The organism is Phreatobacter sp. AB_2022a, assembly GCF_026847585.1.
Lineage (GTDB): Bacteria > Pseudomonadota > Alphaproteobacteria > Rhizobiales > Phreatobacteraceae > Phreatobacter.
The window spans coordinates 107,845-122,039 of record NZ_JAPSET010000007.1 but is presented as its reverse complement, the minus strand read 5'-3'; the positions used below and the strand labels follow the sequence as shown (position 1 = coordinate 122,039).

12 protein-coding genes are annotated in these 14,195 nt (G+C 67.6%); 6 read left to right on the top strand and 6 right to left on the bottom strand.

What is annotated here, in order from left to right:
- The first annotated feature begins 66 nt into the window (after positions 1-66).
- Positions 67-369, top strand: a complete 303-nt coding sequence (locus OZ671_RS07445) for a hypothetical protein (protein WP_038313879.1) — start codon at positions 67-69, stop codon at positions 367-369.
- 142 nt (positions 370-511) lie between these two features.
- Here OZ671_RS07445 and OZ671_RS07440 read toward each other — a convergent pair whose 3' ends face one another.
- Positions 512-1,222: an aquaporin gene (locus OZ671_RS07440; protein ID WP_442957059.1), complete on the bottom strand. Its 711-nt coding sequence runs from the start codon at positions 1,220-1,222 to the stop codon at positions 512-514.
- Positions 1,223-1,338: 116 nt separating this feature from the next.
- Positions 1,339-1,740, bottom strand: coding sequence for a hypothetical protein (locus OZ671_RS07435; protein WP_268860150.1), 402 nt, complete (start codon positions 1,738-1,740; stop codon positions 1,339-1,341).
- A gap of 161 nt (positions 1,741-1,901) precedes the next feature.
- Between OZ671_RS07435 and OZ671_RS07430 the strand changes: the two genes are divergently transcribed.
- Entirely contained in the window at positions 1,902-3,791 is a 1,890-nt protein-coding gene (locus tag OZ671_RS07430; RefSeq protein ID WP_268860149.1) for an ABC-F family ATP-binding cassette domain-containing protein, read from the top strand.
- Positions 3,792-3,906: 115 nt separating this feature from the next.
- Here OZ671_RS07430 and OZ671_RS07425 read toward each other — a convergent pair whose 3' ends face one another.
- From OZ671_RS07425 to OZ671_RS07410, 4 genes are all read right to left on the bottom strand, one after another.
- Complete coding sequence (locus tag OZ671_RS07425) at positions 3,907-4,587, bottom strand: helix-turn-helix transcriptional regulator (protein ID WP_268860148.1); 681 nt, start codon at positions 4,585-4,587, stop codon at positions 3,907-3,909.
- Positions 4,588-4,657: 70 nt separating this feature from the next.
- Positions 4,658-5,830, bottom strand: coding sequence for an MFS transporter (locus tag OZ671_RS07420; RefSeq protein WP_268860147.1), 1,173 nt, complete (start codon positions 5,828-5,830; stop codon positions 4,658-4,660).
- The gene (locus tag OZ671_RS07415; RefSeq protein WP_038313885.1) at positions 5,827-6,279 is read right to left on the bottom strand and encodes a DNA polymerase III subunit chi; all 453 of its coding nucleotides are present in this window, start codon (positions 6,277-6,279) and stop codon (positions 5,827-5,829) included. Before OZ671_RS07415 ends, OZ671_RS07420 begins: the two co-directional genes overlap by 4 nt.
- 123 nt (positions 6,280-6,402) lie before the next feature.
- Entirely contained in the window at positions 6,403-7,899 is a 1,497-nt protein-coding gene (locus OZ671_RS07410; RefSeq protein ID WP_268860146.1) for a leucyl aminopeptidase, read from the bottom strand.
- Between the two features lie 190 nt (positions 7,900-8,089).
- Here OZ671_RS07410 and lptF point away from each other — a divergent pair, with 190 nt between their 5' ends.
- The 4 genes from lptF to OZ671_RS07390 all read left to right on the top strand — a co-directional run bounded on the left by lptF (position 8,090) and on the right by OZ671_RS07390 (position 14,101).
- Positions 8,090-9,268: an LPS export ABC transporter permease LptF gene (gene lptF / locus OZ671_RS07405; RefSeq protein WP_268860145.1), complete on the top strand. Its 1,179-nt coding sequence runs from the start codon at positions 8,090-8,092 to the stop codon at positions 9,266-9,268.
- Positions 9,265-10,350 (top strand): LPS export ABC transporter permease LptG, encoded by a 1,086-nt coding sequence (gene lptG, locus OZ671_RS07400; RefSeq protein WP_103168397.1) that lies wholly within the window; start codon positions 9,265-9,267, stop codon positions 10,348-10,350. Before lptF ends, lptG begins: the two co-directional genes overlap by 4 nt.
- On the top strand, positions 10,350-13,055 hold the full coding sequence (locus OZ671_RS07395; protein ID WP_268860144.1) for an LPS-assembly protein LptD: 2,706 nt from the start codon (positions 10,350-10,352) through the stop codon (positions 13,053-13,055). Before lptG ends, OZ671_RS07395 begins: the two co-directional genes overlap by 1 nt.
- 83 nt (positions 13,056-13,138) lie before the next feature.
- Positions 13,139-14,101, top strand: a complete 963-nt coding sequence (locus OZ671_RS07390; RefSeq protein ID WP_268860143.1) for a peptidylprolyl isomerase — start codon at positions 13,139-13,141, stop codon at positions 14,099-14,101.
- Positions 14,102-14,195: the final 94 nt, after the last annotated feature.

The following is a 14,195-nucleotide window of genomic DNA, read 5'->3' as shown; positions in this document are numbered from 1 at the left end:
GCCGCGGGCTTAGCGTCTGCGACAACGGCTGATCGATGTCGAGAGGCCGCTGCTCGGAGAACTTCGATGCGCAAGCTCGCCCTCACCGCCATCGCCGGTCTGGCTGCTCTGACGGCCGTGGCGCTCACCCCCTCCAAGGCCGATGCGCAGGTTTCGATCGGCATCGGGATCGACGCCCCGGCGCCCTATGTCCCCGCTCAATATTACGGCGGCGGCTGGGACCGTCCCTACTACCGCCCATACCGGCCCTACCGTCCCGGCTTCTACGGCGGCGGCTACGGTTACGGGCCGCGGCGCTGCTGGCTCGAACGCCGCTGGGTCGAGACGCCCTGGGGCCCGCGCCCGCGCGACGTCCGCATCTGCCGCTGACGGCAAGTCCCTATCGCGCGGATTGTGACGCCCCACCCAGTCCGCGTGAAGCTGGCCCGTCGCTTCGGTTCAACCGTTGCGGCGGGCCTTCTTCGTTTCGGCAACACGCCGGGCCTCGTCGACGCCCGGCGCGGTGGATCGATCAGGCTTCGAGTGCCTTCGACTTGAAGAAGGCTCCGGCGACCGCGCCCGCGATGGTCGGCACGATCAGGAACATCCAGACCTGGGCGAGCGCGGTGCCGCCGACAAACAGGGCCGGGCCGAAGGAGCGCGACGGATTGAGCGAATTGCCCGAAACCGGCACGAAGGCGAGGTGGAGAACAGCCAGGGTCAGGCCAATGGCCAGGCCCGCCACCGGCGTCGAGCCGGCTTTCGAGGTGGCGCCAAGGATGACGACGACGAACAGGAAGGTTGCGACGAACTCCGCGATGATCGCCGAGGTCGCCGAATAGCCCGACCAGCCGGTCTGGCCGAGGCCGGCGGTCGCGACGTCGTAGCCGCCTGTCTTGCCGGACAGCGTAACATAGAGGATCGCCGCGCCGACGATGGCGCCAAGGAACTGCGCAATGATGTAGCCGGGCACCTCCGAGGTCGGCATGCGGCCGGCGACCCACGCGCCGACGGTGACCGCCGGATTGATGTGGCAGCCCGAAACCGGACCGATGCCATAGGCCATGGCGGTGACCGCCACGCCGAAAGCCAAGCCGATCGGCAGGATCGCAAGCGGCGACAGCGGCTGCGCGCTGCCCAATGCCCCGCCAAGGCCGCCCAGGGTGATCGCGCCGCAACCGATGATCACCAAGGCTGCCGAGCCGATGAATTCGGCAAGATACTTCTTCATGGAACCGTTCATATTTGGCCCTCTCCATTGCCCGACTCAGCGTTCCGGTCAGGCAACGGCAAGCTTAGCCCGGATTCCGCCAGGAGAGAGTCAAGAAACCACGTCAGACGCCGAAATCGAACGGAAAACTACTGGCGCGCCGACGGCGAGGTGTTGATCGGCGTCGTTTCCCGCCCCAATTCCTGGCCGTCGCGCAGGAAGCGCATGGCAATGGCATTGGTGGACTGGCTGATGCCGGGGAAGTTGTAGCTGTAGCTGCGCTCGACCCGGCCCGAGCCGGCGCGGCAGCGGGAATTCTCCTCGCGCACCACGATCACCTCGACGGCGAGGGTGCGCGTCGTCACGCCCTGCGGGGTCGCGCGCACCAGCCGGGTGCAATCGTCTGGCAGCTCGGCCTTGAGCGCGAGTTGGATGACGCCGGAACGCCAGTGCGCCTCGCTCGACGTCGCCCGGACCGCCTGGGCGGCGGCAGGCGCAGCCGCCGCGCACAGGCCGAAGGCGAGAAATATGGCGAACTTCAGTCTAGACATGGTCGCGGCTCCGTTCTGCTCGGTGTTTCCAGTGACCGGCAGCGCCGCCACGGACCATGCGGGCCGCCTGCCCCGATTCTTCTCGTCCAGGGGGCTCAAGCCTAGCACGCAGCCCCCGGTCCGTCTTGCATGGAGCGGCTTCCTCCGCCAAAAGCACGGCCATGTTATCGATCAACGACCTGACCGTTCGCGTCGCCGGCCGCGTGCTCATCGACAAGGCCTCCGTGGCCGTGCCGAGCAATGCGCGCGTTGGCTTCCTCGGCCGCAACGGTACCGGCAAGACCACGCTGTTCAAGGTGATCACCGGCGACTACGCCGCGGACGAGGGCACCATCACCCTGCCCTCGCGGGCCCGCATCGGCGGGGTCGCGCAGGAAGCGCCAGGCGGGCCGCAGTCGCTCATCGACTTCGTCCTGGCCGCGGACAAGGAACGCTCCCGCCTCATGGCGGAGGCGGAGACGGCGGTCGACCCGAACCGCATTGCCGAGATCCAGACGCGCCTCGTCGACATCGACGCCCATTCGGCGCCGGCGCGCGCAGCGGTGATCCTGGCCGGCCTCGGCTTCGACGCCGAGGCGCAGCGCCGCCCATGCTCCGACTTCTCGGGCGGCTGGCGCATGCGCGTCGCGCTCGCGGCCGTGCTGTTCGCCGAGCCGGACCTCCTCCTGCTGGACGAACCGACCAACTATCTCGATCTCGAAGGCACGCTCTGGCTGCAGGACTATCTCGCCGCCTATCCGCACAGCGTGCTGCTGATCAGCCACGACCGCGACCTGCTGGACGCCTCCGTCGAGCACATCCTGCATCTCGACAACCAGAAGCTGACGCTCTGGCGCGGCTCGTACACGACCTTCGCCCGCTCGCGCGCGATCGAGATCGCCGTGCGCGAACGGCAGGTCAAGAAGCAGGAGGAGCGGCGGGCGAGCCTGCAGGCCTTCGTCGACCGCTTCCGCGCCAAGGCGACCAAGGCGCGCCAGGCCCAGTCGCGCCTGAAGATGCTGGAAAAGATGGAGACGGTCAGCGCGATCGTCGAAACCGAGGTCGCGCCTTTCGTCATTCCGCCGCCCGAGCGCAAGGCCTCGCCGCCGATCATCACGCTGGAGGGCGCCTCCGTCGGCTATGGCGACGACCGGCCGATCCTCCGCAAGCTCGACCTGCGCATCGACGATGACGACCGCATCGGGCTGCTCGGCGCCAACGGCAACGGCAAATCGACCTTCCTCAAGCTGATTTCCGACCGGCTGAAGCCGATGGCCGGACGCCTGGTCCGGGCCGACAAGCTGAAGATTGCCTATTTCGCGCAGCACCAACTGGACGAGCTGCGCCCGGAAGAGAGTGTCTATCAGCACCTCAGACGGCTGATGCCGGCCGATGGCGAAGCCAAGGTGCGCGCGGCCTGCGCCCGCTCCGGCTTTTCCGGCGAGCGGTCCAACACCAAGGTCGCCGCCCTCTCCGGCGGCGAGAAGGCCCGGCTCCTGTTCGCCCTCGCCGTGTTCGAGGGCCCGCATCTCCTGATCCTCGACGAGCCGACCAACCATCTCGACATCGACAGCCGCGCGGCGCTGGTCGAGGCGCTGAACGACTATCCCGGCGCGGTCATCATCGTCTCACACGACCGCTATCTCCTGGAGGCGACCGTCGACAGGCTGTGGCTGGTCTCCGGCGGCACGGTCGGCCCGTTCGACGGCGATCTCGACGACTATCGCAAACTGGTGCTGAGCGGCCCCGTCCAGCAGGACAAGCCGGGCAAGGGCACGGGCAGATCCGCCGAACTGGCGGCCGGCGGATCGGACGTCGCCGAGACGCGGGCCCCGAGCCGGCACGAGGTCAAGGCCATCGCCAGGAAGGTCGCCGAGATCGAGGCCGCCATGCAGCGCCTGCGCGACGACATCGCGAAGATCGATCGGATCCTGGCCCAGCCCGGCTATTTCCAGGCGCAGCCAGCCAATGCCGCGGAAGCCGCGCGGGTGCGCGCCCAGAGGGCTCAGCAATTGGCCGAAGCCGAAGACGCCTGGCTTGCGGCAAGCGCGGAACTGGAGGCGGCGGGCTGACGCGCCACGCGTTCTGCGCACCGCCGGCATAGGCCGTCATGTCAATGGCTTGCAGGCGTTTTCTCGCAGCCCCCGCATGGCTCGGGCATGCGGTGCGGCCGGAGCGGACAGGCTGTCACGACCCCAATGTCCTGACCCAGCGCGCCCGCAACCGTGCCGGGCGCTCGGGATAACGCTCGTCGAGAAAGACGGCGGTGCGCACCCGATCCGTGCGGAAGCTGCGGAAATCGCGCCGCGTCTCGCACCAGGCGACGAGATGTCTCGCCGCGTCGAAATAACCGATCGCCACCGGCCAGACGATGCGCTCGCTGATCCGGCCGTGCTCGTCGCCATAGGAGATGGCGATCTTGCAGCCGGCATGGATGGCGGCGCGAACCTTCGCGATGTCGATCGCATCGGGCATGGCGGCCCAGGCCGGCGGTGTCCGGCCGACCGGATCCAGCGCGTAGGCGCGCAGCGGTTCCGGGACAATGGCCGCAATCTTGGCGATCAGATCCTCGGCCGCCCGGGCCAGTTCCGGATCGCCGCGCTGGCTGACCCATTGCGCGCCGAGCGCGGCGGCCTCGACCTCCAGCGGCGACAGCATGAGCGGCGGCAGGTCGAAGCCGCCCTCCAGCACATAGCCGAGCCCCGCCTCGCCACGGATCGGCACGCGCTGGGCGATGAGGGTTCCGATATCCCGGTAGACCGTCCGCTTGGAGGTCTCGACCTCCGCCGCGATGGCCTCCGCGGTCATTGGCCGGCGGCTGCGTCGGAGGATCTGGATGATCTGGAAAAGCCGGTCGGCGGGTCTCATGAACGGCGGTCCCAACGGGTTCGCGGCGCCGCGACGGGCAGCGAATGGCCAAGCGGCAGCCGAGCAGGTCCTACCGTATCCGGCGGTCCCAGGCCACGACCAGAAAAACCGCCAGGACGAGCCCGGTGCTGGCCGTCGCGATCATCACCGGCGGATAGCCGAACCGGGCAATGGCCAGGCTCGCCGGCAGGGCCACGAGATAGATCGCGGCGAAAAAGGTGGCGTTGAACAGAGCGAGCGGTGTCGCCCGCGCCTCCGGCGGCACGCCGTCGCAGATCCAGGCCGAGAGCACCGGAAAGCCGATGGAATGGCCGAGACCGAACACTGCGCCGGCGGCGATCGCCATCGGCAGGTTGGTGGCAAGCGCCGCCAGCGTCAGGCCGAGACCGAGCACGATGCCGCCACCTGCCACCACCAGCCGGCGATCGATGGTTTCGAGCGGTCCGAGCAGGCCGAGGCGGACGACGAAGATCGACAGCGTGAAGCTCGTGAAGAAGCCGCCGATCGACAGGCCGCGCTCGAGCATGACCGGCGCCATGAAGGCGCTGACGAAACCGAACATGGCGCCGAACACACAGGCCGCGATCATCGGCAGGACGATCCGGCCCGAAGCGAAGAGCGAGCGCATGCCGCCGACCTCGGGAGCGGCCTTCTCGATCGGGCGCAACGTCCAGAGCAGGGGCAGGGCCACGAGGCCGGGCACGGAGCCGGCCAGGAAGAAGGCGTGCGGGCCGAAGGTATGGAACAGATATTCCGCGACCACGGGCCCGAAGGCATAGGGCAAGGGCGCCATGGCCGAGAGCAGGCCGAAAAGCTGGATGAACCGGTCCTGGGTCAGCCGGGTCGTACCATAGGTCATGACCGGGGCATGGAACAGTGCGAAACCCGCACCCTGCAGGATGCGCGAGGCAAATGAGCCGGCGAAGGATGCGTGGGTCGCGTAAAGGCTGAGCAGGCCGAACGTGGTCAGGATCGCGCCGAGCCTGACCGTGTTGAGCAGACCGAAACGGTTGGCGACCGCGCCGGAGAACAGGCTCGCCAGCACCAGCGGCACCCCGTAGACCCCAAGCAGCACGCCGATATCGGCATGGCTGAAGCCGGCCTCCTGCCAGACCACCGCCAGGATGACCGCCTGCTGATTGGTCATGGCGGTGAGGAAAATGATCGCCGCGAGCCGGACGAATTCGGAGCGGGCCTTCTCATCGACAAATCCCGGCGGCGTCACGGACGCATGGCCGGTCACGCCTTCTTCTCCCAGCGGCCCGCCGCATTCTGCTGCCAGTAGGTGCAGGCATGGCCGCCCGCCTTCGCCTCGCGCCATTGCTGGCGGGCGTGGTCGACGGCATCGGGATCATTGCCGTCGAACATCAGGACCAGGCGCTCGTAGCTCGCGCCGTCCTCCGGCAGGGCGGCGCCGTCGACCAGGAACCGGATGCTGGCCCCGTTCGGGCGGTCCCGCCGCGTGGTGATCAGGATCGGTTGCAGTGCAGCATCGGCCTCGCGGTCGGTGCCGTGGGCCAGGAAGCTCTCGTCGGAATAGGTCCAGAGCAGGCTGTCGAGCGCCTCGACGCGCTCGGGCGAGGACGCCTCGACGACCACCTTCCAGCCGCGCTCGAGCGATTTCTCGAGCAGGGCCGGCAGGACCCGCTCGAGCGGCTGGTTCTGCAGGTGATAGAAGAGGACGTCGGTCACGGTCGGATCAGGGCTCGGCACCAAGGATTGCGCGCGGCATCATAACCCTTGGCGCGGCGGAGATGATCCACCGCCGCGACATGGCCCGCGGCCAAAAATGCCGCACTGCACCCAAGCCCGGCGTCAACCCTCGTGGCGGTCGCGCACCAGCCGGTCGAGCAGGCGGACGCCCCAGCCGCCCCCCCAGGAACGGTTGAGGTCGGACTTCACCGAATTCATCGCCGTGCCGGCGACATCCAGATGGGCCCAGGGCGTCGTGTCGACGAACCGCTGCAGGAACTGGGCCGCGGTGATGGCGCCGGCCTGGCGGCCGCCGGTGTTCTTCATGTCGGCGAACTGGCTGTCGATCAGCTTGTCGTATTCGGCCGTCAGCGGCATGCGCCAGACCTTCTCGCCGGTCTCCAGCCCGGCCCTGCCGAGGGCCGTGGCCAGCGCATCGTCGTTGGAGAACAGGCCGGCATGTTCCTGGCCGAGCGCCACCATGATGGCCCCGGTCAGGGTCGCCAGGTTGATCATGAATTTCGGCTTGAAGCGGTCCTTGGCGTACCAGAGGAGATCGGCCAGCACGAGCCGCCCTTCCGCGTCGGTATTGATGATCTCGATGGTCTGGCCGGACATGGAGGTGAGAATGTCGCCGGGCCGGTAGGCGCTGCCGTCGGGCATGTTCTCGACGAGGCCGATGAGGCCGACGGCATTGACCTTGGCCTTGCGGGCGGCGAGCGCGTGCATGAGGCCGACCACGGCTGCGGCGCCGCCCATGTCGCCCTTCATGTCCTGCATGCCCTCGCCGGGCTTGAGCGAAATGCCGCCGGTGTCGAAGCACACGCCCTTGCCGATGAAGGCGAGCGGCGCTTCGCCGTCCTTGCCGCCCTCCCACTGCATGACGACGAGCTGGCTGTCGCGGGCCGAGCCCTGGCCGACGGCGAGCAGGGCACCCATGCCGAGCTTCTTCATCTCCTTCTCGCCGAGCACCTCCACCTCGACGCCGAGGTCGGCGAGCGCACCGGCGCGGCGCGCGAACTCCTGTGGGTGCAGGACGTTCGGCGGCTCGTTGACGAGGTCGCGCGCCACGTCGACGCCGTCGGCCACGGCCTCGCGGGCGCGGAACGCCTTGCGGGCGGCCTTCTCGTCGGCGGTCAGAAGCGTGATCTGGCGCTTGCGCGGACCTTCCTCGTTGTCCTTCCTTTTGGTCTTGTAGCGGTCGAAAGCATAGAAGCGCAGCCGCAGGCCGAGAGCGAAGTCCGCCGCCTCCTCGGCGCTGAGAGCCCCCTCGCCCGTCTCCAGGACGACGGTCGCTTCGCCCGCGGCGTCCGGCAGCCGGCCGATCAGGCCGCCGCCGAGCTTGACGCGATCGAGTTCGCTCGCCTCGCCCGGCTTGCCGCATCCGGCCACGATGAGCCGGTCGAGACCGAGCTTGTCCGGCGCGACGATGTCGAGAAAGGAGCCGGCCTTACCCTTGAAGCCGTCGGCGGCCGCAGCGCGATTCAGCAGGTCCCCCGCCGGAGCGAGCAGCGCGGACGCCGTCGGCCCCGGCCGCAGATCGGAGCCGACCAGAATGACGGCGAGCCCCGAGACAGGGCTCGACAAAGGTGCGAAGGTAATTTTGAGAGTGTCGGGCATGAACCACATCTGGGTGGAGTGAGAATCAAGCGCAAGCAGGCCAGTTTCGCATGATATCAGGCCTGTGGCGCGGGGGAGACGCCGGGGCCGAAATCGGACGGCGTGACCTTGCGGTCGCCATGATCCGTCCTTAACCCCTCACATGAGACTGCGCCCCCCTCCTCCCGGCGGGCGCGAGCATGGGCCGGAAATGGGATCCCTCGAGCGCTATATTTTCCGGCAGGCTGCGGTCGCCTTCCTCGGTGGCACCTTCATCCTGACGCTGGTGGTGTGGATCACCCAGGTTCTGCGCCAGCTCGACCTCGTCACCAACAGCGGCCAGACGATCGCGCTGTTCTTCCTGATGACCAGCCTCGGCATTCCCGTGCTGGTGACGCTGATCGCGCCGATCTCGCTGTTCATGGCGATCCTGCAGACGCTGAACAAGCTGAACGGCGATTCCGAGCTGATCGTCATGGCGGCCGCCGGCGTGTCCCCGCCGCGGCTGATGCGTCCCTTCCTCATCCTGACGGTCGCGGTGTCCGTCGCGGTGGCGGCGCTGGCGCTCTACGTCACCCCCTCCTCGATCCGCTATTTCCGGCAGTTGCTGACGCAGGCGCAGGCCAACCTGCTCACCGCCATCGTCCGGCCCGGCCAGTTCACCCAGGCCGACCGCGGCCTCACCTTCCACATCCGCGACCGCGCCCCCGGCGGCGTCCTGCTCGGCATCGTCGTCTCCGACAGCCGCGATCCGGCGCTCCAGATGACCTATGTGGCCGAGCGTGGCGTCATCAGCGAGCAGCCCCAGGGCACCTTCTTCGTTCTGGAGAACGGCAACCTGCAGCGGCGTGAGGTCAAGGACGGCTCGACCTCCATCGTGGTGTTCGATCGCTACGCCTTCGACCTGTCGCAGCTGACCCAGGCCGCCGAAACCATTTATAGACCTTCGGAACGCTACACCTGGGAACTGATCAATCCCAATCCTGCCGACCCGATGTTCGAGCGCTGGCAGGGGCGGTTCCGTCAAGAGCTGCACGACCGGTTCAGCGCGCCGCTCTACCCACTGGCCATGATGTGCATTGCGTTCGCCATGCTGGGACATGCTCGCACGACGCGCCAGAGCCGTGGCGCGGCGATCGCCGGCGCAATCACCGCCATGGCGGCGGTGCGTGGCGTCGGCTTTGCCGTTTCCGGCATGGCCGCGACGCGGGCGAGCGCCGTGCCCCTCGTCTATGCCGTGCCGCTGATCGCCATCGTCGTGTTCGGCGCCATGGCGCTCGGCTGGTTCACGCCGCGCGTGCCCGTCGCGCTCAGCAATCGCCTCAGCGACCTCTCCGACCGCATCTCGGAACGTTTCGCCAAACATTTCGCGTCCGGGGGCCAGGCATGATCGGCCGGACCTTCGCCGCCTATATGACGCGCAAGTTCACCGGCGCGGTCACCGGCACGTTCTTCGGCACGTTCGGCCTCGTGCTGATCGTCGATTTCGTCGAGCAATTGCGGCGCGTCGAGGATTCAAGCCGCGCTCCGACCCAGCTCGTCGCACTCCTGGCGCTCTACCGGGTGCCGGCCTTCATCGAGGTGGTGCTGCCCTTCGCCGTGCTGATCGGCGCGATGCTCTGCTTCCTCGGCCTGTCGCGCAAACTCGAACTGGTGGTGGCGCGCGCCGCCGGCCTCTCGGCCTGGCAGTTTCTCGCGCCGGCGCTGGTGGTCGCGGCGCTGATCGGCGTGGCCGCGGCGACCATATACAACCCGGTCGCCTCCGACTTCCGCGAGCGCGGCCTGCAGCTGGAATCCCGGCTGTTCGGTCGCGCCTACGGCTCGGATTCGCGCAACGACTTCTGGTTGCGCCAGGCGACCGACAGCGGCCAGGTCGTGATCAATGCAGCCTCGGCGAGCGATCGAGGCCGGCGCCTCGCCGGCGTCACCGCGCTCGTCTACGGCTCCGACAATCATTTCCAGCGCCGGATCGATGCCGAGGCAGCCGACCTCAACGACGGCTACTGGCTGCTGCACAAGGTCCGGATCACCCCCGTCAACGCCGAGCCGAACAACCACGACACCTATCGCCTGCCGACGCAGCTCAGCGCCGAGCAGGTCCGGCAGGCCTTCGTGATGCCGGAGCAGGTGTCGTTCTGGGAGCTTCCACAGTTCATCGACCTCGCGCGCAAGTCGGGCCTGCCGAGCGCCAGATTCGAGCTCCAGTATCAACTTCTGCTGGCCCGCCCCCTGCTTCTGGTGGCCATGGTGCTGGTGGCTGCCGCAGCGTCCTTGCGGTTCGCGCGCCTCGGCGGCCTCGGCCGTACGATTCTTGGTGGCGTGGTCGCCGGATTTTTGCTTTACGTGGGCTCCGAACTCGCTGGCAATCTCGGGCGGTCCAATCTGGTGCCTCCCGTGCTCGCGGCGTGGTCGCCTGCATTCATCGGTGCGTTAATGGGTTTTATGGTACTTTTGAAGCAGGAGGATGGCTGATGCGTCACGCACCCAGCCAACGTCCTGTCGTGTCGACCCGAATCGCCCGATCCGCCATTCATGTGTCGGTGAGCGTGCTCGCGCTTATCGTCGCCTGGGGCGGGTGTGCGCCTCTGCGTGCCCAGGAACAGAGCCCAGCCGAACAGCGTTTCGTCGTGCCGGATCCGACCCGTGTCGACGGCTCGAACTATTCGGCCGGCTCCACCGCCACCGCTTCCGGCAGCAACACGGTCGGCGCCGCGCTGCCCTCGCCGGCCCCGACCTTCACCCAGACGTCGCGCAACGCGCAGATGCAGGTGAATGCCAACCAGCTCGTCTATGACGAGCGGACCGACCGCGTCTCGGCGCGCGGCCGGGTGCAGATCTATTATGACGGCCGGACGATCGAAGCCGATCAGGTCAGCTACGATCGGCGCACCAACCGCATGCGGGCAACCGGCAATGTCCGCATCACCGAACCGTCGGGCATCATCGCCCATGCCCAGGACCTGGAGCTCGACCAGGACTTCCGCGACGGCTTCGTCCGCTCGCTGAACATCGAGACGCCCGACCGGCGCTATATCGGCGCGGCCAATGTCACGCGCGAGGGCGGTGACGTCACCACCTTCGAGCGGGCCACCTACACGGCCTGCGACGTCTGCCGCGACGACCGGTCGCGTCCGCCGAGCTGGCAGATCAAGTCGAAACGGCTGATCCACCGGGAGTCGGAGCGCACCATCTATTTCCACGACAGCCGCGTCGAGCTGTTCGGAATGCCGATCGCCTATATTCCCTACATGTCCTCGCCCGACCCGTCGGTGCGCAAGGCGACCGGCTTCCTGATGCCCAATATCGGCGGTTCGAGCCGCACCGGCCCGGGCATCGAGATCCCCTATTTCTGGAACATCGCACCGAACTACGACCTGCTGTTCTCGCCGCGCTACTACCAGCGCCAGGGCTTCATGCCGCTGGCCGAATGGCGGCACGGCTTCGAAAGCGGCGGCTATATCATCCGCGGCGCCGGCATCTTTCAGCAGCAGCCGGGCGTCTTCAGCTATGCCGACGGCACGCCGGAAGTCGGCAACCGCAACTTCCGCGGCTTCATTTCGACCTCGGGCTCGTTCCGCCTGACCGAACGCTGGTCGTTCGGCTGGGACCTGAACCTGATGTCGGACACCGCGTTCCTGCGCGACTACTCGCTGGCGCTGCCGAACCAGACCGAGGCCAATTCGCGTGTCTGGCTGCGCGGCCAGGGCGAACGCAGCTGGTTCGATCTGTCCGCGACGCGTTATGTCGGCATCACCGCCGTCGACGTCGACAACAAGGTGCTGCCGACCACCCATCCGGTGCTCGACTATTTCCGCGTGCTCGATCAGGGCGTGTTCGGTGGCGAGTTCTCCTGGCGCACCAATGTCACGAGCCTGACGCGCGAAGCGGCGGATCTGTCGATCCGGGACCCGCTGACGCCGATCACCTGCTTCTCGGCCCTGCCGAAGGCGGGGGCCAACATGCTGCTGCCGTCGAACTGCCTGGTCAACGGCATCGACGGCACCTATACGCGCGCCTCGCTGGAAGTCGCCTGGCGGCGGCGCATCATCGACGCACTCGGCCAGGTCTGGGAACCCTTCATGTCGGTGCGCGGCGACGTCGCCGCCTACCAGTTGCGCGACGGCGGCCAGGTGCTCGGCTCGTTCAACAATCTCGTCGCCGGCAGTGGCCAGACCCAGACGCGCTTCATGCCGATGGTCGGCATGACCTATCGCTACCCGTTCATCTCGGCGAACCAGTTCGGCACCACCACGATCGAACCGATCGTCCAGGTCATCGTGCGGCCGAGCGAAACGCTGATCGGCCGCCTGCCCAACGAGGATTCGCAGAGCCTGGTCTTCGACGATTCCAGCCTGTTCTCGACCAACAAGTTCTCCGGCTGGGACCGGATCGAGGGCGGCGGCCGGGTCAATTATGGCCTCAACATCACGCACCGCTTCATCAACGGCTCGTTCGTCAACGTGCTGTTCGGCCAATCGGTCAGCATTTTCGGCCTGAATTCGTTCGCCTTCGGCGCGCCGGACATTCCCGGCAATCCGCTCTACGGCACGTCTGGCGCCTATACCGGCATTCCCGTCGGCGTTTACGACATTGCCGGCACGGGCGCCAATTCCGGGCTCGACAAGCCGCGCTCCGACTATGTCGGCAGCATCACCTACCAGATGAACCGCGATTTCCGGTTCCGTGCGAGCGGCCGGTTCGACGAGCGGACCCTCGCGGTGCAGCGCGGCGAACTGGAGGCGACCGGGCGGTTCGGCAATTTCGCCCTGACCGGCACCTATGCCTATCTCGCGGCCCAGCCTCTGCTCGGCTACCAGGTACCGCGCAGCAGCATTGGCGCCGCGCTGTCCTATACGGTCGCGGAGAACTGGACGGTCTATGCGGCCGCCCGCTTCGCCTTCGAACGGCAGAACGTGCTCGCCTCCTACACCAATTCGACGCCGCTCACCGAGCGGAACAAGGTGGAGGGCCTGACGCTCGGCGTGAACTATCTCGACGAGTCCATGCAGTTCGGCTTCTTCTACGCACGTGATTTCGCCGCCGCCTTCCTGACCAATGCGGGAGCGCTCGAAACGCGCGACGTGCACCGCTTCATGTTCCGCTTCAACGTGCGCACGATCGGTGATTTCACGATCTCGCAGAACGTGTCGAACTGGTTCAACCCGCCGGCGCAATGATCGGCTCGCCCTGATTGCGCCACCGTCTTGCGCGAGGGAGGGCGTTCGCCCCTCCCTCATCGCCTCTTGAAGGAAGACCAGTCATGGGCCCGATGCGTCCTCTGCTCAGCCTCGCGCTCGCCACCGGTCTCAGCGCCGGTTTCGCCCTTGCCCCCTCGCCCGCCGCCGCTCAGGAAGGCCGGGTGCTGGTGACGGTGAGTGGCGTGCCGATCACCAGCTTCGACATTCCGCAGCGCCAGCGCCTGCTGCAGTTGCGTGAGCATCGCTCGGTCACGGCGCAGCAGGCGCTCGAGGACCTGATCAACGACCGCATCAAATTCGCCGAGGCACGCCGCTTCCGCGTGGAGGCGACGGAGGCGCAGGTCAATGCGGCCTATGCCCAGGTCGCCCAGCGTTCGGGCATCGATCCGCGCGGCTTCGACCAGGTTCTGCGCTCCCAGGGCATCGAGCCGCGCGTCTACAAGGGCAAGCTGCGCGCCGACCTGTCCTGGTCGAACATCGTCGCGGCGCGCTACGGCCGCACCATCTTCGTCACCGATACCCAGCTTGCCGATGGTCTGGCGCGGCGGCGCGCCAGCGCCGACAAGCCGATGGAATATAATTTCCGCTCGATCGTTCTCCTGGTGCCGGCGACGGCCGCCCCCGCCGTGGTCCAGCGCCGCCTCGCCGAGGCCAATGCCCTGCGCGGCCGGTTCAACAGCTGCGCCACAGATCTCGAGCAGGTGAACCGCATTCCCGATGCCGCGGTGCGCGACCAGGTCCGCCGCCTCAGCACCGACCTCAGCCCCGAATTCCGCCGCGTGCTCGACCAGACGCCGGCCGGCAAGCTGACCCCGCCGAGCCGCTCGCAGCAGGGCATCGAGCTGATCGCCATTTGCTCGAAGAACGAAGTGCGAGCCGACGACACCGCGGCGCGCAACCAGGTGCGCGAGGAGATGACCACCACCGAGATGCAGCGCATCGCCCGCGACTACCTTGCGCGCCTGCGGCGGACGGCCGTCATCACCTATCACAATGGCGCGGGCCCCGGCCGGACCGGCCACTGATGCTCCGCCGGCGGGAGGCGCGCCGCAACGCCTTCTACGTCAGGTGCTCGTGGCAAGAGCTTGATTCCGTGCGTCGTTTTTAGTTCGACGTTCA